Source organism: Paenibacillus shenyangensis (assembly GCF_000346635.1).
In the GTDB taxonomy this organism is placed as follows: Bacteria; Bacillota; Bacilli; order Paenibacillales; family Paenibacillaceae; genus Saccharibacillus; species Saccharibacillus dauci.
On sequence record NZ_AOIG01000012.1, the window covers coordinates 21,917 to 45,607 of the forward strand.

Annotated in this window: 18 protein-coding genes and 1 tRNA gene; 8 read left to right on the forward strand and 11 right to left on the reverse strand. The window is 46.8% G+C overall.

Annotation, left to right across the window (positions count from 1 at the left end):
- The first annotated feature begins 16 nt into the window (after positions 1-16).
- From H065_RS26975 to H065_RS0110940, 3 genes are all read left to right on the forward strand, one after another.
- Positions 17-3,559: a DUF4132 domain-containing protein gene (locus H065_RS26975; RefSeq protein WP_017813097.1), complete on the forward strand. Its 3,543-nt coding sequence runs from the start codon at positions 17-19 to the stop codon at positions 3,557-3,559.
- 74 nt (positions 3,560-3,633) lie between these two features.
- Entirely contained in the window at positions 3,634-5,346 is a 1,713-nt protein-coding gene (locus H065_RS0110935; RefSeq protein WP_017813098.1) for a hypothetical protein, read from the forward strand.
- 27 nt (positions 5,347-5,373) lie between these two features.
- The gene (locus tag H065_RS0110940) at positions 5,374-5,652 is read left to right on the forward strand and encodes a hypothetical protein (RefSeq protein WP_017813099.1); all 279 of its coding nucleotides are present in this window, start codon (positions 5,374-5,376) and stop codon (positions 5,650-5,652) included.
- Positions 5,653-5,842: 190 nt separating this feature from the next.
- On the opposite strand, the gene H065_RS0110945 is transcribed toward H065_RS0110940, so the two are convergent.
- Both H065_RS0110945 and H065_RS0110950 read right to left on the reverse strand, forming a co-directional pair.
- Complete coding sequence (locus tag H065_RS0110945) at positions 5,843-6,652, reverse strand: WYL domain-containing protein (RefSeq protein ID WP_017813100.1); 810 nt, start codon at positions 6,650-6,652, stop codon at positions 5,843-5,845.
- On the reverse strand, positions 6,639-7,946 hold the full coding sequence (locus H065_RS0110950) for a helix-turn-helix transcriptional regulator (protein WP_017813101.1): 1,308 nt from the start codon (positions 7,944-7,946) through the stop codon (positions 6,639-6,641). The genes H065_RS0110945 and H065_RS0110950 overlap by 14 nt, the downstream gene beginning before the upstream one ends.
- 295 nt (positions 7,947-8,241) lie before the next feature.
- Between H065_RS0110950 and H065_RS27700 the strand changes: the two genes are divergently transcribed.
- Positions 8,242-8,306, forward strand: a tRNA-OTHER gene (locus H065_RS27700).
- 908 nt (positions 8,307-9,214) lie between these two features.
- Entirely contained in the window at positions 9,215-10,735 is a 1,521-nt protein-coding gene (locus H065_RS0110955; protein WP_017813102.1) for a TROVE domain-containing protein, read from the forward strand.
- Positions 10,736-10,897: 162 nt separating this feature from the next.
- On the opposite strand, the gene H065_RS0110960 is transcribed toward H065_RS0110955, so the two are convergent.
- The 4 genes from H065_RS0110960 to H065_RS0110975 form a co-directional block, all read right to left on the reverse strand.
- Positions 10,898-12,625, reverse strand: a complete 1,728-nt coding sequence (locus H065_RS0110960; RefSeq protein ID WP_017813103.1) for a cellulase family glycosylhydrolase — start codon at positions 12,623-12,625, stop codon at positions 10,898-10,900.
- Positions 12,626-13,094: 469 nt separating this feature from the next.
- Positions 13,095-14,525, reverse strand: a complete 1,431-nt coding sequence (locus H065_RS0110965; protein WP_017813104.1) for an MFS transporter — start codon at positions 14,523-14,525, stop codon at positions 13,095-13,097.
- 33 nt (positions 14,526-14,558) lie between these two features.
- Positions 14,559-15,293, reverse strand: a complete 735-nt coding sequence (deoD, locus tag H065_RS0110970; protein ID WP_017813105.1) for a purine-nucleoside phosphorylase — start codon at positions 15,291-15,293, stop codon at positions 14,559-14,561.
- Between the two features lie 199 nt (positions 15,294-15,492).
- The gene (locus H065_RS0110975; RefSeq protein WP_017813106.1) at positions 15,493-16,233 is read right to left on the reverse strand and encodes a GntR family transcriptional regulator; all 741 of its coding nucleotides are present in this window, start codon (positions 16,231-16,233) and stop codon (positions 15,493-15,495) included.
- A 287-nt stretch (positions 16,234-16,520) separates the two neighbouring features.
- Here H065_RS0110975 and H065_RS0110980 point away from each other — a divergent pair, with 287 nt between their 5' ends.
- Both H065_RS0110980 and H065_RS25760 read left to right on the forward strand, forming a co-directional pair.
- Entirely contained in the window at positions 16,521-16,826 is a 306-nt protein-coding gene (locus H065_RS0110980; protein WP_017813107.1) for an NIPSNAP family protein, read from the forward strand.
- 97 nt (positions 16,827-16,923) lie between these two features.
- Positions 16,924-17,370: an NUDIX hydrolase gene (locus H065_RS25760; RefSeq protein WP_017813108.1), complete on the forward strand. Its 447-nt coding sequence runs from the start codon at positions 16,924-16,926 to the stop codon at positions 17,368-17,370.
- 17 nt (positions 17,371-17,387) lie between these two features.
- Here the strand turns inward: H065_RS25760 and H065_RS0110990 are convergent, their stop codons facing one another.
- On the reverse strand, positions 17,388-17,885 hold the full coding sequence (locus tag H065_RS0110990) for a GNAT family N-acetyltransferase (RefSeq protein ID WP_017813109.1): 498 nt from the start codon (positions 17,883-17,885) through the stop codon (positions 17,388-17,390).
- Between the two features lie 170 nt (positions 17,886-18,055).
- On the opposite strand from H065_RS0110990, the gene H065_RS0110995 reads away from it, so the two are divergent.
- Positions 18,056-18,844, forward strand: coding sequence for a DeoR/GlpR family DNA-binding transcription regulator (locus H065_RS0110995; RefSeq protein WP_017813110.1), 789 nt, complete (start codon positions 18,056-18,058; stop codon positions 18,842-18,844).
- Positions 18,845-18,957: 113 nt separating this feature from the next.
- Here H065_RS0110995 and H065_RS0111000 read toward each other — a convergent pair whose 3' ends face one another.
- From H065_RS0111000 to H065_RS0111015, 4 genes are all read right to left on the reverse strand, one after another.
- Positions 18,958-19,941, reverse strand: coding sequence for a glycoside hydrolase family 5 protein (locus tag H065_RS0111000; protein ID WP_017813111.1), 984 nt, complete (start codon positions 19,939-19,941; stop codon positions 18,958-18,960).
- Between the two features lie 189 nt (positions 19,942-20,130).
- Entirely contained in the window at positions 20,131-21,138 is a 1,008-nt protein-coding gene (locus H065_RS0111005; protein ID WP_017813112.1) for a substrate-binding domain-containing protein, read from the reverse strand.
- 131 nt (positions 21,139-21,269) lie between these two features.
- On the reverse strand, positions 21,270-22,448 hold the full coding sequence (locus H065_RS0111010; RefSeq protein WP_017813113.1) for a glycoside hydrolase family 130 protein: 1,179 nt from the start codon (positions 22,446-22,448) through the stop codon (positions 21,270-21,272).
- Positions 22,449-22,451: 3 nt separating this feature from the next.
- Positions 22,452-23,621, reverse strand: coding sequence for an AGE family epimerase/isomerase (locus tag H065_RS0111015; protein ID WP_017813114.1), 1,170 nt, complete (start codon positions 23,619-23,621; stop codon positions 22,452-22,454).
- Positions 23,622-23,691 lie beyond the last annotated feature (70 nt).

Here is a 23,691-nt window from a genome sequence, read left to right on the forward strand (position 1 = left end):
CAAAGGAGGAATTACCATGTTAATCAATGAATCAACAGATCCATTGCTGGCCAGGTTCGCAGAGGCCTGCTCGAAGGAATATTCTCTTGCTGTAGACCGCAAACAGTCTATTCTCGAGTATATCAGCGGACAGACCGACGAGCTGCCGGATATGCTGCAAAATTCCAACAGCTATGGATATCGTACAATGGAATTGCTGGAGAAAATGGGCAAAAAAGAGCGGGGAGATTCTTTTTATCGAGCGGCAGCCGTAGTGATTCTTACAAGCAGTCAATGGCAGCAGCGGTACTATATGGACCCGTTCAGTCTGTGTATGGAAGAATATATCCATCCGACCAGCCTGAGCGCCAAAGGCAGCGATGCAGTACATAGAAGGAAGCAAGGGCTGGAAGCGCTCCGTATGCTGCATAAATATGTGGGTAGCGATATCATCGAAGGAGTGATCCAGCGGCAAATGAAGCAGGCAGCTCTGAACAGAAAGTCCCCTTCCAAAGGAGAGAACATGATTGGCAGGCTGGATACAATTGTCGAGCTGTTGGAACTGATGAAGTTGTACAGCGAATTGGAACCCGAATTTGTAAATACGATGGCTGATGAGCTTCCACCACTACTGCAGGCGGTGCTAACAGACAATGAAGAACAGCTCAGACTGGAATTAAAGCGGATTGTAGAGCCTATGGCACTCGGCAAAATGCCAATGAATGATTATCTGTCCGCTCTGGATCTGGAACCTTCCTTTTTGGAAAATCAGCAGATGGAGCTTCGCAAAAATGCTTTTGATGGTCTTGTTATACCTGAAGAGAACAATCTCAGCCGCGAACAGTTTTATCAGGGAATAATCCAGGTACATGCAGCCTTTTTCTACGTATTGAACAGCCGTGGAGGCAAAACCCAGCTGTTGAACGATCCAGGTACGGAAGGCAGACTGCTGCTGGAAGCGGTTCGGCATCTATATACCGTTCTGCCGATCGAAGTAGGCTATTATCTGACCTCACTGGAGAGACGTTCTACCGATATGCAAATGTTTGAAGGGATCGTGCCGCTGGAAGAACCATACGATCTGATTATGACAGTACAGCGCGAATTGAACAGCTATATGCCGGCATGGAATACTATCCGAACCGATATTGTTGCTGAGCCGGATCGTACACGCCGTGCGATGGAGATCGCTAGACAACCCGTAGTCAAAGCGATCATGTACAAAATTCTGACAGAGCAGAATATGATTGATTTGGAAGATAGCTATCTGGAACAGCTGGTTCTGGATGTGCTGGCGGATAAAGTCTACAGTTACACCGCAGGACGCAAGCTCGGGCGTTATCTGGCAGGGGAGTTTGGACTGGAGAGCATGATCAATGATCAACAGGTAAGCTCCATCTGGAACGGAACAGGCCATAATCCCAAGGATCGCGTACTAATAACAGCAGTCACTTTGCTGCCGGTAGAATCCGATCTATTCCGCAGGTTTATCATTATTGCCTGTCGAGCGGAGTGGATGCTGAGTTCGTTATCCTTGCTGTATCGTTCTCCGTTCTTTGATGGACAGCGAGTGCTGGAAGTATATGAGAATGATTCACAGATAGATACCCAGAATATGCTGAAAAACATGCTGATGCTAAATGGATACAGCAATTATTATTATATTTCTATTCCGGATGAAATCTATACCGAGCTTGTGCGAAGCCATATACCAGAAAGTCTGCTATATTACAGCGAGCTGCCTACCGACGGTAGAGCGGCTGTACTGGAGACTGTATTCGCAGAACGTGAGCAGCTAAGTCCGGATCAATTGTCCGAAGCGATCCGACTCGGTCTGGCGGATTCGTCCAAACGGATCAATGCCTTATCACGTGCAGAATTCTCCCGTTCGGCTGATTATGAGTTGTATATGAATATTTACCGGAAAGAGAAAAAAGTAGGTATCAAAGAAATGGTACTGGATGCACTGCGCAGCAGCGACCATGCCAAGCAAGCTTATACCGAATTGTTGGAGCGAGAGAAGTCAGATACTTTCCGTACGCTCATTCAAGTATTTATGGATACACTTGGACAGACTCCCGAACAGGCGCATACTGCGCTGGCTGCCACAGGCGATGCCAAAAAACGCAGCCGTCTGGACTGGCTGCCAATCGAGCGTTTGCCACAGCTACAGCATAGGGATGGACATCCGCTTAATGATGAAATCAAGCGTTATATGCTGCTTCAGTCTCTGGATTATACGGCAGCACCGAATGAACAACTCCAGGAAATCAAGCAGTACGCGACGGCTGCATCGCTGGCCGACTTTGCGCTGGAACTGGTACAGGTATGGATTCAGCATGGAGCAGCAGCCAAAGAAAAATGGATATTGTATCTGGCTTCCCTATATGGGGATCGCCGTCTTAGTGATCTGCTCAGTCATCAGGTCAAAGAGTGGACCGAAAGCAGCCGGGGTGCAATAGCAGCCGAAGCTGTCAAAGTTATGGCTTATATAAATGATGTATCCGCACTGATGTTGATTGATCGTCTGTCCCGTACGATCAAGAATCGTCAGGTGAAGAATGCAGCTACCGAAGCGCTGCAGCTGGCCGCAGAGAATATGAATCTGACAGCGGAACAGCTGGCTGACCGACTGATCACTACGCTTGGTTTTGATGAAAACGGTCAGCAGAAGCTTAGTTACGGCGAGCGTTCCTTTACAGTCAAGGTAAATAGTGATCTGCAGCTGACGGTAATCAACGAAGAAAATGGCAAAATGGTCAAAAGCCTGCCTGCACCTGCCCAAAAAGATGATCCTGAACAAGCCAAGCAGTCCAAAGCACGATTCACCCAGCTCAAAAAAGACCTCAAAACCATGGTCACTCTGCAAGCGCAGCGTCTGGAAGAATCTCTCTCCAAACGTCGTCTGTGGACGCAGGGTGAATGGTCGGATCTATTTGTGAATAATATCATTATGCGCCAATTTGCTGCCGGATTGATCTGGGGCATCTATGAAAATGGACAGCTAACCGAGACATTCCGCTATATGGACGACGGTACATTTAATACCGTAGATGAAGAAGAGTACGAACTGCAGCAGGGTGCCATGATTGGTCTGGTTCATCCACTGGAAATGACAACCCAGCAGATTACAGACTGGAAAAGCCAACTGGAAGATTATGAGATCAGCCAGCCATTTACCCAGTTGGAGCGCCAAATCTATATCGTAGAAGAAGAACAACAGCAACTCAAGGAGTGGGCAGGATTACCGGAGGATGAATTCTCTCCGACCGCTTTCCCGAAAGCACTGGAAAAGTACGGCTGGTACAAAGGGATGGCCGAAGATGGAGGCGCGTACTCCGATCTGTACAAGGATTATGATGATCTGGTAGCCCAGCTGCATTTTAGTGGTACCAGCATTACCTATTATGAAGGTATGGAAGATATTACGCTGGAGGCACTCAGTTTCTATAAGCAAAACGGTCGAAGCCGCTATCATTATTATGATCCGACCCAGGCCAGACAGCTAGGCAAAATCCCGAGCCGGGTGTTCAGTGAGACGGTATACGATATTTTACGCGCTGCCGGACAAGTGGACTGAATCGGCATGATTATCCATGAATAACCTGTATCATCTGCCAGAAAGATCGGCAAATAGGAGAAAGGAGGATAGGCATGCAGCCATTTCCCGTACGATTCCGTCAGTTTATCCATGAATGTACCGAAGATTATCTAATTCGATATGCGAATAAAGGCTTGTATAATCGCGCGCTCAAAGATATGGAGAAAGGCATCACCGCTGAATATACATGGACCGGGCAGGAACAGGTACAATGTATCCTGAGTGATGGAACGGTATGTACGCTGGTTGATACATTGGATCAGTCTGCATGCAGCTGTCCTTCCGATAAAATCTGTCGTCATATTCTGTTGGGTATTCTATACGCGCAGCGTCATTCGACGCCGGTCATGCAAGAAGAAGAGCAGACAGAAGGTCGTGAACAAGAGCAGCACTCTCCAGACTTTTCCAGCGAATCGGGTCAATCGGAAGCAGAGTTTAAATGGATGATGGAGATTCCTTTGGGTGAGCTACTTCGGTCTTATACAACTGTACAGCTTGCCGAGATGGATTTCAGACTCAGTATTAAGGAAACGATTCATGTTACTACAGATACGCTGCTAACTGTAAGCATGGAATCCCAGCAGATCGAGGTTTCCTTTACCCGTGAGCCGGATCTGAGCAAAGCACTCTGTAATGTACGCGATAATGCCAGCCGTATAGCTCTATATAAGTTGGAAGCTATTCTGCGTTATCGTGCGCTTCAGGGTCTGGAAGAACAGCAGTTGCTGGAAGAATCGAGTTATAGCGTACCGACTTCTTCCAGTGTCATGACAGAATGCCGTAAGCTGCTGACAGATATCAGTCATACTGGACTGGCGAGATTGCCGCAGACCGTGATTGCGCGTCTGGAGACACTCGCTATTACCGCACGAAGCGAAGAATTTCCGAATCTGGAACGTACACTGCGCAGTATCCGGGGAGAACTGGAGCTTTTCTTTGCGCGTCATATCCGTTTTGATATGAATGCATTGATGAACAGATTAACCGAAACGTATCTAATGCTGGAAGTCTGGGAACAAGAGCTAACTGCCAGTCAGCGTGCCCAGCTGGTTGGCAGCTTCCGTAGTCGTTATTACGAACGTGCACAGCTGCAATTGTACGCACTGGGTGCTGAGCCGTGGGAGACCCGATCGGGTTACAGAGGAATCACTTATTATCTGTACTGTCCTGAAGACGGGGAAATGTATACGTACACAGATGCCAGGCCTGTCTATTACGAAGGCAATACATTTCGGTATGATGCTCAATATACCGGACGTTCTCCATGGCGAGCAAGTCTGTCCATGAAGCAGCTGGCTGCAGGCCAGTGGAATTTTCGTCATATCCGAATCAATCGGGATCGGCGTATATCTGCAGCTGAGAGCACCAACATTGATATGGTTGAGCGAGTGCCGGTTGAACAGATAGATTTTGGCCATTATCGAGTGGAAGATCCGGAATTTATCCACAAGCAGACCGAGGTAGTTTTATTTGGAGAAAAGAAACCTCGTATACTACTGCTGACGCTAACGTCGGTTCAACATACGGTATTTGATCCTTCTTCGCAGCAGTTGCTGATCCATGCTACGCTGCAATCGGGTCATCAGGTGACGCTGGTCATTCCATATCATCAGGAATGGCAGCAGACGATTCGCAAGCTGGAAAAGACGAATCCCGATCAGATGTCCAGAGATATGACAGTGCTCGTGCGTGCCGATGGACAGTATCTGTATCCGATCAGTTTCCTCAAGGGCACATCCATGCGACATCTGAAGCTGGATGAATAACAGAACAAATGAAAAGGATGTGGCTTCATGCAGGAAATCCGGCAGATAACCGATACGGTTCAGGATTGGCTGAATGGAATGATGCTGCGCGGTCTGAACCAGCTGTCTCCCGGTGATCTGAATCAGCTTCGTGCTTATGCAGAACGAGCAGCACAGCTGCATATGGATGAACTCTGCCGTCTGCTTAAACAACTGGCGGATACCGGACAGGCTGCATTGCTGGGTAGTGAAGATCGGACCATCATTTCAGACTATTTCCGTCTATCAGCGTATATCCAGATGGCGAGCGCTTCTCTGGCCGAATAATAAAGCATCGATACGCTAACTAGTTGAAGCGAATGAAATTACTTATATCCTGAATGCTGTGAAAACATAAGAAATGCATAAAATGCACCCTTTACTGGAGATTAGAAAACCTTGATAGGTACACTAATCGACATCAGGGGTGCATTTTTATATTTCCGTATAGGCGGATACTTGAGTATTCCAACAATGGTTACTTATCGGCATTCTGTTCATAGCGCGCCAACGCCCGCGTCGCGGTTTCATGCATGCGCCGTTTTAGATGATCGCCCTGGATCACACGAACACGTTTGCCGAGAAAGCGAAGACGATTCAGCACATACTCACTTTCATTACCGGCAAAGTTCAGATGAATGTAATACGTCTGTTCTTCCGCTACAAACTCTACCCGTTTGTCAAAGCAGGAAAAGGCATGCAAAATACGTGTCAATTCCATATTGTACATGGGTAGCAGCTGGATAACTGCTTCCTGACGCTCTACACTGCAAATCTCCTGCATACGCTGGCAAATCGGTTCATACTGATCTTCCGGCAGCACCATCTCGGCTACAGACTGAATATGAATCAGTCTTGTTGTCATCGCTGCTCGGGTACGCAGATTATACCAGAGCAGATACCATTCGCGTCGTGCCATCGAGAATTCCAGCTTCCATGGCACCCCGTATTGGGTAGGAATCAGCTGTCCATGCTTGTTCAGTCGCTGGATCTCCATAGCCTGACGGCGGCGCATAATAAGGCGCAGTGGACGCAGCAGAGGAGAATAGGTCTGGCCATCTGCGGACCCCGCCTTTTCTATTAAGGCTTGCTGCAGCTGGGGGATTTCTTCTTCGAGCAGGCAATCTCCAATTTTATGTAAAGTCTGTGGATCAAGTGCATGGAGCGCGGCAGGCTGCTCCAGCATCATTTTCAGCCAGGCTCTTTCTTGAGATGTCAGCGTATAGGTAGCTGTTTCTTCCAGACGTGATGCCAGCTGGTAGCTGAATATCTTCTCAAATAGATTCATAATCGCTCATCAATTCCTTCCATTCCTCGATCAGGGAGTTCCGCAGAGCAGCAGGCTCCAGCACTTCGCAGCTCGAACCGAAGCTTCGCAGCCAGGGACGGATCTCAGTATATCCATTTACCTTGATCTCATAAATAAAGCTGCGTGAATCTTCCTCTATGATCTCTCCCCATTGCCCTTGCATACGTACACGTTCCTGGATAAAGTCATTTTGGGGCGGCGCTGGCTTGAAAAAGCGTGCCCGTACTGTGAATGTTCTGCCTGTATCCACAAGCCAGCTATAGCGGGTATGTTCATCCAGCTTGGCGGTATGCTGTTCACATAGCAGCGTATCAGCTTCTTCTTCAGCTGTAATGTCCACTATACCATCCATACGGTATTTGACGATCCGCCCGCCCGGTGTAGTACCAAGCAGATACCACCTGCCATACTGATGATCGTACACTACACGCAGCGGCAGCATGTGCTGCCGACGGGGCTCACTATCCTGGCTAAATAGCGGATTGGTATTTTGCGCTGTATAACTGCGCTTGCGGCTGGGAGAGTAATATTGAAAAGAAATAAAACGGTGCTCACGGATCAGACGCAGCAGGGTATACAGATGGGCTTCATCGAGAATACGTGCATCATAATGATAACGGTAGCTGAACGGCTCCAGCCATTCTTCCTGCCAGCTGTCATCAGAAGATTCAGACGCTGCTGCTTTGAGCGCTTTTTTGAGATTGTCGCGCAGCAGATAGCCTTGAACAGATGGAATCTGTGTATTTGCCATAATATCCACAAATTCATACAGCTCGATTAGTTCCTCTCTCGTCAGGCATTCGGTCAGATCATTATTCAGCCGGTAACGGTAAGGACGACCGCCAGGCTCCCGGCAAATCACACCGATCTCTTCCAGATAACGCAGGTCGGAACGGATCGTCTTCTCATCCGGTGGAGCAGCATGACTGTCCATTAGCTGCTCATCGCATATATCGAGCAATGCTGCAGCGGTCATCGACTCTTGCTTGAGCGCAGTCAGGATGATCGGCAGCCGTCGACTCTCGGATTCTTTCATCGATTTGGCCCGGTACAGGAACAGCAGCACCGGTTCTGCCGAATCTGCATAGTTATACCGGAACAGATCTGCAAAGTCGGCATCGCCGTTGACTTCTTTCAATCGGCGAATGGTTTTATCAAATGTATGTACGGATATACCGAGTCTACCGGCAAATTGCTGCCGATCATAATTACCCCCGGTCAGCGCCAATAGACGCAGGAACTGGATTTCTTTATCAAAACTTTCTTTGGCCATGGTATAGTCTACCTCCATCAATCTACAATCCATCTGGATCGTCTCTATCTCCAGACGTAATTCCTCGCAAAATGTTTTCTTATTGTATCAAAACGAATTCTTTTTACAAACTGTCTTTGTGAAGAAAATGATCTAACTATTTCTCGATTCTTCAAAGTCGCCATACTTTTGCCCTGTTCGTTCATGTATGAAAATGAGAAGATAAGTACATCAAAGAGAACACAACAGCCAACATCCATCGGTCAAACATTGCAAATGCCGATTGTCTGGTTGTCACGGTAATCCCCATACCCGAGGCGCCTGAAAGGGTTACTTCGACTGTTAATCGACAGGTCGCCGGTTCGAGTCCGGCTTCCGCCGTTCATGGCGGAATAGCTCAGTAGGTAGAGCGGTATAAAACCTTTTCACTTTAATTTCCTCGGGTATGTTTTATTATCATTCATCCGCATCATAATTTGAGAAGTAGAAGTAGAAGTAGAAGTAGAAGTAGAAGTAGAAGTAGAAGTAGAAGTAGAAGTAGAAGTAGAAGTAGAAAATACACACGTATATAAAAGATCCCACTCAAAATAAGCACTTATCAGCTTAAATTAAAAGCAAGTACAGAGCTCCACTAAACACTTAGCACACAACGATAAATAAAACAGCCAAAAACCAGCTTAATTAGCAACCTAAACAAATAAGCTCCAACCGAAGTATTGAGCTCCATATTAGCAAGACCCTATTCATAAATAGTTCGATAAATCTTATGTATATCAGCAGCAAAAAATCAAACATGTTTACTGCAATCTGGAGCTGCTGTACAACCATTAAGCTGTGAAGATAAGAAACAGAGGCAGTCCGCACTGAGCGTAGGAAAGAGAATTCTGCCAATGACCGACATTTAAGAAGGGAGATCGACCGCTAAAAGCGGTTGTTCAAGATCTCCCTTCTTAACCGTAGGGAGTGGCAGAATCTCTTTCCGGAGCGGTGCCTCCAATACACAGCTTCAAAGCCAACACCAACACCAAAACCAAAACTCAAACGCAGCTTCAACATCAATGGCAGCTGTGCCAGCACAACTACTCAAATCAATATCCGATCCGAGGCGCCCGAAAAGGTTACTTCGCCTGTCGCCGGTTCGACTCCGGCTTCCGTTATGTGCTGCGGAATAGCTCAGTGGTAGAGCAGCCCTTTTCTTCTTTTCCCCGGATCGTACATATCAATAGCACATATAATATCTATCTCCCCAGAATTGTAAAATACATACCAAGCACAAGGAGGACCTCATCATGAGTCATGCCAAAAAACTATTCGGCAGTGGAATCGCTGTAACTACCAACAAAGAAGGGTTTGTCGCCTATAACCGCAGTATTGAAGAGGAATACCTTCAACTGCTGCTAACCAATACATTTAGCAATACCTTCTACGCGAACAGCCAGGAATTAATCGCCGAAGCCCAATCGATTCACCAGGGGATGGTAGAATTGAACCCTGAATTTATGACCAAAGCGCTGGTATTTGCACGTAATGAAGGCTTTATGCGATTACAGCCGCTGTATGGTCTGGCTGTACTGTCAGGTGCCCATCCGGATCTGTTTGCTTCTATTTTTCAGCAGGTGGTTCGGATCCCATCCGATCTGGCCGATTTTTTGACTATTTTGCGAGGGATGCGCCGGGGGCAGGGAGGACGAGCGGTTAAGCGTCAGGTTGCCTTGTTTCTCGGTCGAACTACCGAATACTGGGCGATGAAATATAACGGTCGTGGACGCGGATTCAGTCTGGGCGATGCGATCGCTACTGCACATCCTAAGCCTACTACTCTTCGGCAGCAGGCGCTTTACCGCTATCTGCGTGGTCAGGAGACAAATCTGGCGCTGCTTCCACAGATTGAAGCGCTGGAAAAGCTCAAAAATGCTACCGATGACAATGAACGCATTCGTTTGATTCAGGAAGGCAAGCTGCCTTATGAAGTCGTAACAAGTGCTATCTCGCCAACACGTGGCATCTGGCAAACGCTAATGAAGGAAATGCCTGCTTTTGCCCTGCTGCGCCATCTGAATACGCTTGATCGACATGGTGTATTCAGCCGCAAAAAGAATCTAAAATATGTACAGGAGCGTCTGACAGATGCCGAAGCACTGCGCAAAGCCAAAATTCTGCCTTTTCGCTTTGCCAAAGCTTTTGCAGAAGTGAACCATCCCGATCTGCGAGACACACTTCGTGAAGCTGTAGATTTAAGCTTTGACAATTTACCGGATGTGCCGGGACGTACTGCTATATTTCTTGATATTTCCGGATCAATGACTGGTGAGTATTTGCAGACCGGATCCATTTTTGCTCTGGCTTTATATAAAAAGACAGACGGCAACTCATTATTCTGGCTGTTCGATACACTGGTGGAAGACGCCAAGCCTTCGCGCCGGGATAGTATCATGAGTCAGGCAGAGCGCATCAAGGCACGCGGAGGAACTAATACAGGTGCACCGGTACGTCGCCTGATCGAGCAGGGGGAGAGTGTGGATCAGATCATTATGATCACTGATGAGCAGCAAAATACCGGTAGTCCTTTTTACCAGGAACTTGTAGAATATCGCCGCAAAATCAATCCGCATGCCAAAGCTTTTATTGTGGACATTGCGCCTTATCAGAGCAGTATGGTGCCCCCGGATGACAGCAATACGTTTTATATTTATGGCTGGAGTGATACGGTACTTTCTTTTATCGCTCAATCGGTACAGGGATATCAGGAAATGGTACAGCATGTCGAAGCGACGCTGCTGGAAGATCAACCATTCAAGAATGAAGATTAACAAAATTGGCAACTAGGCAGAATAACATAAGGGACACAAAGTCAAACAGTGTATATACAAGTCACAAAGCATATATCCAAGTTACACAAAAAAGACTGCCCGAAATGAGGCAGTCTTTTTGCTATTCTTGCTTCTGTTAATATATCTGTTACTAAAAGACATTTACTGGGCAGCTGTACCTGTTACTGTGGTGCCGCTCTTGGTAATAGTGTAATTAATAATCGCACCGCTCCAGAAATGGAATTTCAGGTTTACCTGACCATCCTTGGTTTCGTTGAAGAACGCAGGCTGTAGTTTGATAGTATTCCCACTGTATACTGGTGAGAAAGTAGTTTCGAATTCTTTGAAGGAGGTCCAGTTTTGTGGACCTGCGTTACCGCCAGAAGCATAGGTTGCTTCCATAGTCGCCAATTGATCACCATTAAAGGCAGTCGGAATACTGAACGAGCTGGTAGATCCCTGAGCATTGCTCAGTTTTGGCGTGTCATACACGATAACATTGAATTTCCAGTTGGCACCTTTGCTGAATTTGGCAGTGATCGTAGCATTTACGCCGAATTTGCCCGAAGTAGTCAACTTGGTCAGCTGGCTGGCTTTGATGGTCAATATATTGCCGCTGAGTGTATAATCTGTACCCGATTGCAGCGTAGTACTGCCGACACTCAAGGAAGATAATTGATTGCCATTCAGATTTAGCGTAATTTTCTTGTCCTGAATAGTCGTTCCTTTTTTGATATAAATGAGGTCGCTATCCGCATTGGAGGAACGTCCGGTCCAGCTGGTTTTGATTACATTAAACAGATCCGGATCGGACCAGGTGTAGTTGGTACGGCTGAAATGCTGTCCGTTATCCCACAGCACGGTAGCGATCTTTTTCTGCTTCAGGTAATACCCGAGGAATTCGAAAAATTTAAGCTTTTCGCCCTGTTCGATCACGCCGGTATTTTTATCGAATCCAAGGAGACCGTATTCACCGAGAATAACTGGAATGCCTTTAGCCGTAAAGGTATTGTAGACGTTATCAAATGTAGTCGTAATATCTTTTTGTACTTCTTCATTAAATTTGGTATATCCTGCAATATTCACACTGAATGGCCAGAACCCATAATAGTGAACGGTTGCGATCAGATTGGAGTCATTCAGCTTGCTCATCGTGTTGTACAGTGCTGTCATGCGTTCCTGTGAAGGAGTTGCCTCCAGCGTGGACAATACCAGAGGACGTGTCGCATTCTGGCCACCGGATGCTCTTAGAATTTTGTGGAAAGAGACATTAAGCTCATCCAGCATCTGCTGCTGTTTGCCTTCGTCTGTTGTACCACCATCCGTAAAGCGTGGTTCGTTAACACTCTCAAACATCAGCTTGTTCGAGCTATTCTTGAAGCGGTCGGCGATTTGTTTCCATACCGCATTGTAGCGTGCCAGTACGGTATCATGCTGGGTCTCCATTTTGCTGATCCAGAGCCAGGAATCATGATGTACATTGATCATTACGTACAGATTCTCGTTCAGCGCCCAGTTGACGACTTCTTCCACACGACTTAAATAAGCCGGATCGATCGTATAATTCGGCGCTGCACCAATATGTGTATCCCAGGTTACCGGAATTCGGATACTTTTGTAGCCCTGTGCCGCAATTTGCTTGATTAGTGTCTGAGTGATACGAGGGTTGCCCCAGGAAGTCTCATCTGCGCCTGTAGCATCCAGAGTATTGCCCAGATTCCAGCCGGGCTGCATCGCATCAACATAAGATTGCATATTCGTCGCAGCGGCAGCTTTGGGCTGTACTGCTTCTTCCGTACTTGCTGCCGAAGCGGCAGAGGGAATCAGTGAGAGGAGCAGAGCAGCAGCCATCGTCAGAGATAGCAGCGATTTGTACTTTCGTTTGATCATTACATTCTCCCTTTCAATACAAGATGGTTGAATCGTTTTGTTTGAAAGCGCTTTCTGATTTATAAATTATCATAGTGCTTATTTAAATAACACCTGAATAATTGCAGATAAATTCATATGGAAATTAGTGATTTTCTAATAAAAAGATAATAGTATAATATATGGGAAATAAATGATGAGATTTAATGGAACTATACGAATTTATTTATGTGAACGCAGGTTTTGATGTTATTATATTTTAATGTGAAATGGCTGTTTCCTTCTTTATTTCATATTTGCTCTATCGGTTTGATCAGCTATTTGATCGAAAATGACGAACAGGATAAGGACCGAAAATTTTAAATATAAAGTAAGTGCAAACAAGCCCGAAACCGAATTTTGGGCTTGTTTGCATTCACTGAATAGCGTCTTTGAATAGCTTTCTTTGTCAGATTCACTTCGCAAAAGCGGATTCTACATACGATAGTTATTATACTTTTTGAGTACGACCCATTAACAGCGTATAGAGCAGCAGGGCAGCCAGCGATACTGCACCCAGGATCACGAGTACGGTCCGAAATGGCAGTGCTTCGGTCATGGCAGCTGTATACGTAATACCGATTGAGGCTGCTACATTGATCATCAGGTTATAAAATCCGATCGCAGTACCGGCTTTCTCCACAGGAATCGAGCTGACACAGGAATCCAGCAGAGGCGCATACATAAGCGCAAACGATCCGGCGAAGATCATCATCGACAGTACATAGATAATCGGCGAGCTGAACGGCAGCAGACCGGGAAGGGCTACGCTAACTGCAATCAGAAGCAGTGCCAGCGATACTGCCTGCCGATTGGACAGCTTTTTGGCAATTCCGCCTGAAAGTGCGCCGACAATAACAGCAGTGATGTAACCCGGTACGAGCAGAAGGGAGATTTTGTCGAGCTCCAGCCCGTATACTTTTTGCATCAGGAATGGGAATAGGAAAATATAACCGAGCTGTACCGAATACATAATGAATACGATAACCAGAATAGAGATAAACCGGCGATTGCGGAAAAATTCAATACCGATAAATGCTCGCTTGCTGCGGCTGATATAGGCCAGGAACAGTCCGGCAGCGGCAGCGAACAGAATCAGATACAGCCAGTTGAAGTCCGAGATGTATAGCATCACCGCTGTAGCAATCGAAGCGATTAGAATCAACCCGGCAAAATCGATGCGACTGCGGCTGGACTGCTCATTCGGCAAGAATTTCAGAATAAACGGCAGTAGCAGGATGGAGACCAGAGGAACCAGAAAGAGTGCGGACCAGTTCAGATAGGTCGAGATATAACCGCCAGCAAGCGCGCCGATAACAAGCGACAGCGAGTAGCTGCTTGTGCTGAGACCAAGAAACAATTTCTGTTCACTGCGTGGCAGATATTTCGTGACATAAATAACATACAATGTCTCTGCCGAAGCCAGTCCTGCAGTCTGGATCACACGTGCAAGCAGAACCAGCGGGAAAGAATGCCGGAACACATAACCGATAACCGAACCGATACAGATGAGTACTATACCGGTTACAAGCAGCTTTTTGATACTGACCGTATCAGCCAGCGTCGCATATACAACCGCTCCGATCCCGATGATCAGTCCGGCCAGTGTAGCCTGCCAACTGACAGTTGTCATTGACAGATGCAGATCCTGTGCGATCGCCACAGAGACCAGCTTGAACGAATTATCGATAACCAATGCAAAAAGGAAAAAGAGCAGAATAACAGGGACAGCCTGTTTAAGACGACGTGCTTCTGCTGCTGAATATACATTCGGCTCCGACTCGGCAGCATTTCCGGCTGTGGGGATATCTGCAGCAGAAGGTTCACTGCTGTTGATAACGCTCTCATTTGTACCCTGTTGTATCGTCTGGGTTTTATTCATCAACGTAATCTCCTTTTCGTATAACTGCCTGTACTAAGCCAGCTCCAGCGCAATTTCCATCATCTGTGTAAAGGTATTCTGACGCTCTTCGGGCGTTGTGGCTTCTTCACGGAAAATATGGTCGCTGATCGTCAAAATCGAAAGCGCATTCACTCCGGCTCGTGCTGCATTCATATACAATCCTGCCGTTTCCATCTCTGCGCAGAGGATACCCATATCACTCCATCTGTGCAGCGCCGTCGGATCTTCGTTATAGAAAATATCGCTCGACAGCACGTTGCCGATATGTACCTTTTGTCCTTGACGGTCTGCGGTTTGCTTGGCTTTCTCCAGCAGATCGAACGAAGCGATGATCGAATAATAACCTGGTAAATTATACTGCTTGGCATAGTTCGAATCGGTCGATGCCCCAATAGCGAATACGATATCATACAAGTTCAGCTTATCCTGAATAGCGCCGGCTGAACCAATACGAATCAGATTCTTCACACCAAAGACATGAATCAGCTCCCAGGAATACAGACTCATGCTCGGAACACCCATTCCTGTGCCCATAACCGAAATACGCTTTCCGTTATATGTACCGGTATATCCGAGCATACCGCGTACCCGATTGAATTCGACTACGTCTTCCAGATACGTATCAGCGATAAACTGCGCTCGTAGCGGATCACCCGGCAGCAGAATGGTCTCTGCGATTTCGGCACCTTGTGGTTTGATATGAGGGGTTTCTGTGAAGAAGTTACGTCCGTTATCCATATTACTCATTTTATTCACTCCTGTATTTGATTTTTATATACAAATTTTATACTTGTATATAAACTTGTATAATTTGTATAGACATAAAGTATCACATTTCATTGGACGCAACAACCTCTTTTTTCTAAGTAAGGATAGACATATCAAAAAGACGCTTTCCACTAAAGGAAAACGTCTTTGGTCACTTTATACATTTGGTCTGAACTTTTTATCTGCTGGCTCGAATCTGGATAGAGCTGTATTGTCGCGGAATATAATATTTGTTATACAAGGCAGGATACTGCTCATTGACATATACGCTCTCCAGCAGCAGATCGCAGCCTTCGCCAATATCCATCTTGTATTTATGTACAGACACCGGCGCAGCACTTGCGCGCTTCACTTCAATCAGCGACGAAGCAGCTTGCTCGTAGACGCCATGTTCCAGCGTATCGAGCAGCAACGGCTCGTTTTGCAGATCCATACCAAGCTCAGATACCGCCTCAATCGCCAGAAAGGTAAACGCATAAGCTACGATTTGTTCATCGCTCCAATACCAGCGTTCAGCTGCTACTACAGCTGCTGCGCGGCGTCCAAGCACCTCCTGGGTGTAGTCGCTCTCCAGATCCAGCCGAAACTTCAATTCTACCCGATCAATGGTTTCGGTATGGCATTTATACAGGGGATTACCCAGCTTTTCCAACCCTAGACTGACATCCCGGTGTGTAGTTCCGGTTACAAAATTGCCTTTACCATGAAAGCTTTTGACCAGACCGTCATCCTGCAGAAGTGCCAATGCCTGACGCAGCGTCATCCGGCTAACCTCAAAACGCTTGGCAAGCTCGGGTTCTGAAGGCAGTCGACTGCCTGGCGGCAGGGTTCCGTTCATAATTTGTTTGAACAGCTCATCATATACCGAAATATACAGTGGCCGTTTGCCTCTTGAGAGATTATCCGTATTTGACCCCATTGTTTCCTCCATCCGCATCTCCGCACCAAAGTCTGTCACACCAACACTATGGAAGCTGCCCAATGTGACGGTTTCGTTTCTTTCCGTACACGTATGATCTGCTTCTTACGCTCATTATAGCATGAACACTTAGACCCTCAAGAGTCATGATCTTTTGATTAACTTTCGATTTCAGCCTGGGTGTGGACGAATTATTATATTTGCTCCAATTATTTTAAATTTGATTTATGACAGTCTTCACAGCGTGTGCTACACTATCGGAAATACATACTTGGGAGGAATATGCGATGATCACCTGTTATCTCAAATACATAATCGATCCTTACAAAGTCCCTGAATTCGAACGTTATGCCAAACTGTGGATCCCACTGGTCAATCGACTGGGCGGTATGCACCACGGTTATTTTCTTCCTCATGAAGGCGCCAATAATATCGCGTATGCTTTGTTCAGTTTCCCCAGCCTGGCAGAGTATGAGCTGTACCGCCGCAGAATGGAGATTGATGAAGAGTGTCAGGCTGCTTATGCCTACGCTAATGAGACACGCTGCATTATCAGTTATGAGCGCAGCTTCATGCGGCCGGTACTGGAATAGCACTGTTCTAGAGTCTAATGAAATTAGCATTATGATGGTATCCATCCTAAATAGGACATGCAGAATAATAACAGGATACATAGAGGAGGGTGATAGGATGAGCATTATCAATGTGGAAGGAGCGATTTATCGCGCAGATCAGTGGCTGATCATCCGCCGAAGTCTGCAAGAAGAGCATGCTGGCGGTACACTGGCACTCGTCGGTGGCAAACTGGAGTCTGACGAACAGGGAACCGATCAGCTGGAAGAAGCCCTTTATCGTGAGATAGAGGAGGAAGTGGGCATCCGGATTGTACCGAATCCGCAGTATCTATACAATTCGGTATTCAGGACGGATGCCGGCCACACAGTACTTAATATCGTATTTTTGTGTGAATATGCAGAGGGACGGGCGCATAGCAAAAGCGCCGCAGAAGTAGAGGCTGTCTACTGGATGACGAGTGAAGAACTGCTTCGTGACCCGTCTGCGCCGCCATGGACCAGGGAAAGTATACGCCGTGCCGAGGCAGCACGACAGCAGTTGGTATCGAACCAATCGCTGTAAGCAGAAGAGGGCGATACTTAGAGGAAGAGTGCCATCAGTTCTTCATCGTAATACGTCTGGCCGATTTTGAGGGCACGCCAGTCCTTGCCATAAGCTTCAAATCCGAGTGCCTGATACAGCCGTTTGGCAGGCTCATTATGTGCCATAACCGACAGGTAAATCTGCTCGATAGTTCCTGCACTGCGTGCTGTTCGGATTGTCTGCTGCATGAGCTCCTTGCCAATTCCTGAGCCCCGGTGGGACGGTTTTACATACATAGCCATGATATTGGCACGATGCTGCAGCTTGGGCTTGCGTTCGTAGACAAGGGTTACCGAACCAATCAATTCGGATTCATGCCATGCTCCGAGTGTCGTGGAGTCTGTACCAGTGAGCCGTCTATGAAATCGCTCCAATGGAAAATCTTTTTCTTCCTCATAACTGGAAGCAAATGCTTCAGGGTACTGCTCCAGTGCCTCTAACCGCAGCTGTCGATAAGCTTCGGCATGGCGGGCATCCAGAATTTCAATATTCATTATTGGCCTCCTGACGGGTAGTAAATATGTACTATGCTCTATTATATCTCGTTATCGGTCCAGGTAACAAACACTTATCCTGCAATATTCTGTTAAAAATCAGTGAACTTGGCATAGGATCAGCAGATAATGCTAATCACGATCTGCAAAGATAATCAAGGAGGAAGACCATGTTCTCTCTGGAAAGACGCAATCAGATCCTGGAGCTGCTGCGACGCGACGGCAGAGTGCTTGCCAAGGATCTTGCAGAAATATTCGGTGTTTCGATTGATTCCATACGACGCGATTTGACTGCGATGGAAGAGGAACATCTACTTAAACGTACACATGGAGGAGCCATTCCGCTGTCTCATATGCGTACCATTTCCCAGTCGGTTCAGCTTCAGCGGATACATAATGATGAGAGCAGCCGCCAACATGCTATTGCACGGCTTGCCGCATCTTGTATCCAGGAAGGTCAGACCGTATTTCTGGGCGGCTCTTCCCTGCACAAACTCATGCTATTGTATCTTCCGTTCCAGTTGCCGTTTACTGTAGTAACCAACTCGCTGTATATAGCAGAGGGACTACAGCAAATAAACTGGATCAGTACCTATCTATTAGGAGGACAAATGACTGCATCCGGCATGATGACAGATACGCTGGCTGTTGAATGGATGAGGCAGTTCTCGCCAGATCTTAATTTTGCTGTTGTTGAGGGTGTATCTGTTAATGGACTGAGTACGTCTCGTCCGGAAGAGGCCGTTTTTCAGCGTGCGGTTATGGAGCAATCCCGCCAAACGATTTGTCTGATAGAACATACGGGTATGGGTAAAGATTGCTTTACACGCGTTGCTTCTCTTCACCGGATAGATCTGCTCATTACCGATGAACAAGCGTCACCGGAGGAAATCAACCATCTGCAGACAACCTCTTCTATCCAGATACGGCTGGCAGAAGAACGATCCGGTACAGGCTAACCGATCAGCGAATGATGGTTGAAATGATTCGTTGATATAAAAATCCCCTGTGCGTATTTTATGGCACAGGGGATTTTTGCAGTTACAGATAGCCGTATAGAAGAAAGGACGGTTTAGAAGATACCGGCTTTTTGGGAAGTCGCCTTGATTCCACTTGGATCATTGACTACTGTGTTACCAAAGCTGGTCAGGCTGCCATTTGGACCGGTTGCCAGATCCAGATAATTCAGGTTGGTGCTGTTGCCATACCAGGACCAGGCGAGCCAGCCAATGCCTTTTTCCTGTCCATATCTCATAATGGCATATTCATCTACATCACCATTCGTATGATAACCTCCGAATTCACCTATGATTACTGGAAGTCCCTTGTTCAATACACCATCAATATTGGCTTTGACAGTAGCGGCATCCTTGCCTGCATACTCGTACATATGAATCGAGAATACTGTATTTCGCTGTGAATCGGCGGCGAATACACTTTGTCCATAATCGACGATCGATTGTGGGTATTGTCCCCAGCCGGCTGCATCGACGATCAAGGTGTTTTTGATGCCTGCATTTCTGAGCTTAGGAATTGCCTGCTTGTAACCGTCTGCCCAGGCACTACCATTCCATGTGCCATACCATTCATTGGCAATATTGACGATCACCCGGTCTTCTTTGCCGATCAAGGCATCCTTGATACTGATCCAGTAATTCACGGCAGCATCCAGCGAGTTATAGTCGTCTTTGCCTGTAGCGTCATGGACTTCAAGTACAGCAACCATTTTATTCTGGTTGACGAGGGAAATAATATTTTTAACCGAATTCACATCATCTTTGGTGTACTGCATCCCATTGGACAGGACGATGCGAACCGTGTTGGCTCCAGTACGTGCGATAGCAGGAATCGCCGTGTTCAAATCATTTTTGTACCAGGTATGTGCATGGTTAATACCTCGCATGGCAAAAGGCTTACCGGTGGAATCGTACAATTTGGTACCGCTTACATAAAATCCTGTTGCAGCTGACGCTTTCGGTGCAAAACTGTTCATTCCATAGATAGCCAGAATCATGACAAGCGTAGACAGTAACCCTTTGCACAACAGCTTTTTCATACAACAACCTCCAGATTTTTTTTATTTTAACCAGCGATTCCGGCGCAATTGCTTGAACAGGCTGGCCAGCCAGCCGGAACCGCATGGGCTAAAATTGTACAGATGATCATTGGCGCATGATCTGCCGAATCCAGCACGGCAGAATGTAATAAAGAAATTACAAATGGGATCAACGTACATAGTGATTCTTTACGTCATATCCTTTACGGAATCCCGATATATGATATTGCCCGGTACAAGCACTCTTCCAAAGTTTGTATGCGGGTCACGTATCTTTTTGAGAATGGAATCGACAGCCGTATAGGCCATTTTGTTGATATTGACTTCAATCGTTGTCAGATGCGGCTCTGACAGTGTGGCATAGATATCATTATCAAAGCCGACGATCGAACAATCCTGCGGTACCTGGTATCCTTCGGTGCGAAGCTGCTGCAGAAGCAGATGCGCAACCTGATCACAATTGCATACAAAAGCCGTAGGCAGGGGAGAAGGGAGTTCCAGATCGACGAATGTACCTTGTTCATCGCGGTCACTCAGTATCCATTCCTGGCGCAGAGGCAGATGATGTTCCAGCAGCGATTTGTAATAGCCGAGGAACCGGTCCTGAATACTGCTGGTCGAATACAGATTGCCAACATAGGCGATATCACGGTGTCCCTGGCGGATCAGATAGTTGGTCAGCTCATATGCACCATAAAAATTATCCGTAATAATGGAGTCAATCTCGGCATGCTCATCATAAAAGTCGAGAAACATTTTGGGCTGCTCGATCTGCTCGATCACCTCGATATATTCTTTGCTGACCTGTCCGAGCAATATAAAGCCATCGACTTTTTGCTCATGATAGATGCGCGGCAGATTCAGCTGCTCCTCATCTTCGCGGCTCAGAATATGCAGAATACCATAATAATTATGCTGCTGAAGCGCGACCGCAATCTCCTGGTACAGGCGCAGGTAAAAGGTCTGAGAGGTGCCGGTAAATCGTTCGGGAATAATAACACCCAGATTATAAGTAAGTCCTTCACGCATCGACTTGGCTACCGTATTCATGCGATAGCCCATCTCCCAGGCGGCCAGCTTGATCTTTTCCTTGAGTTCATCGCTGACACCGTCTTTATCATTAAGCGCTTTGGAGACGGTAACACTGCTGACACCCATTTTGAGTGCAATGTCACGCATCGTAATATTTTTATTCATCATTTCTCTCCCGGCCTCTCTTGTAAATGAATACTGTTTGTTCCGACAAAAGTCGTTATTGTAAACACAGTATACAGTTTTACTGTAGAGTAATAAAGAAATCGAGGACCGGAAATGAAAAGCCGCATAAGTTAAAGGGATGCCAGCAGGCGCTCATTCTCTTCGATCAACGTAGAACGCTGAAGTGCACAATCCAGAGAACGAAGCGGATCTGCAGGTGTATTGAATGCATAATCGGTGAGCTTTTCCAGGGTAGTAACCGCTACATGGATACGTGTATCACTGGAAGCATAATAAATGTACACTTCACCCTGCTCATTAACCACGGCACCGTTGCAGAAAATAACATTGGATACATCACCCACACGTTCATCGTCATAAGGTGCGATAAACAGGCCCCCCGGCTTGGCAATCACAACGGAAGGGTCTTCCAGGCTGGTGACAAACACATACAGTACATATCGTAGACCAGCTGCTGTGTTGCGGACGCCATGAGCAATATGCACCCAGCCACGGTCGGTCTTGATCGGCGCAGGCCCCTGACCATTTTTGGCTTCATAGACGGTGTGATAGCGGCGCTCATCCATGACAGTCTCGGTATCAATCACCGGATTCAGAATATCATCACATAATCCAAAAGCGATACCGCCACCTGAACCGGTAGAAATAAAGCCGTCCTGTGGTCGTGTATAGAATCCATATTTACCATTTACAAATTCCGGATGCAGAACCACATTGCGCTGCTGCGGAGAAGAGGTGCGAATATTGGGCAGACGTTCCCAGGACTTAAGATCACGAGTACGAACGAGTCCTGCCTGCGCCACTGCACTGGATGTATCATTGGCAGGTGCATCCGGATCTTTTTGCTCCGAGCAGTAGATGCCATAGATCCAGCCGTCTTCATGCTTGACCAGACGCATATCATACATATTCGTCTCGGCAGGATCAATATCGTCCCAGGTCAGCGGCTTGCCTGTAAACCGGAACCCGTCTATACCGTTATCGCTTTCGGCCAGGGCGAAAAAGGATTTGCGATCCAGACCTTCTGTACGGACGACCAGAATATATTTGCCTTCATGATAGATCGCTCCCGGATTCAGTGCGGCATTGATGCCCAGACGTTCCATAAAATGCGGATTGCGCTGTGCATCCAGATCAAATCGCCAGTGTACCGGTACATGATGACGGGTGAGTACCGGATAGAGATAACGGTCATAGATCCCGTTATAGAAGGCTGTATTTTTCTCGTTGCGTCGGTTCAGTAATTGTTCCTGCTCGGCTGCGAGTGCTGCATATTGTTCATGGATCATCGTTTAATTCATCCTCTCGGTAATTTCGATACAAAAACGGCTGTTATGATACGGACATTTCCACATACCGGCTACTTCACGCTGTCCCGGTTCTCCCTGATCACCAGCAGACCAGAACCATTCTCCGCCTGGACGCGGATCGATAATATGATCTTTGATATAGGCCCACAATCTATCGATCAACTGAAGAAATGTTTCATCACTGGTACGCTGGTATGCATTATAAAATCCAACAATAGCCTCGGCTTGTACCCACCAGATCCGGGAAGTGTCGATATGATCGTCTTCCTGTTCATTCATCAGTGAACCATCCGGCTGGATAGCTACTTCGGCAACACGGTAAGCCATATCGGTAACCATCTTTTGATAGACGGGATTGGTATTCCCGATCACCTGCAAGGCATCATCGATGAGCCAGCTGGCCTCGATATCATGCCCAAATGAAGTGAGATTGAGCAGGGAGTTCCACTGGTTATCAAAAAACACATTCAGTCTGCGCTGCTGTGGATCATACATACGGTCATGCAGAATCAGCAGCAGATTATCCAGTGACTGGCGTACCTGCTCATCCGGCCATATCCGGTACAGATTCGTATAGGCTTCCAATACGTGGATATGCGTATTCATCGTAATATCAGCGATTACGCCATTTTCGCTCAGCATTTCATTGGGCTGTTCTTGCCAGAAACGGTCAAATTCCTCGCGATATGCGCCGATTAGGCGATTGTAACCGGTGTGTTCCAACCATTGGAATAGACGGATACACAGTTGAAGTGCATCTTCGTCACCGGTTGCCCGGTAATATTCACTGCATGCATAAATAGCAAAAGCCTGATTGTAGACATGTTTGCGTGTATCCAGCGGATTACCCTGGTAATCAACCGCCCAGTAAATTCCCTCATGTTCATGGTCGTACAATGGACCACACAGAAACTGGTATGCATGTCTCGCATGTTCGGCATATTGTGCTTCTCCGGTGATCCGGTAAGCAGCAGCAAAAGACCAGAGAAGCCGTGCTGCAGCGATTCCACCTTTGGGTTGATCGGTAGAGACATTCAGATCATAGCCAACCTCGCCGTAATAACCTCCATACTGTTCATCCTTGAGATTCATCCAGAAAGGCAGGATATGTTCCAGCCATTCCTGACGAATCTCTTTTTGTAATATTTTCACATCGGCACCATCCTAATTATAACTTTATCGATAACCTTATGTGAACACTATAATGACTAACAAAAGCAAA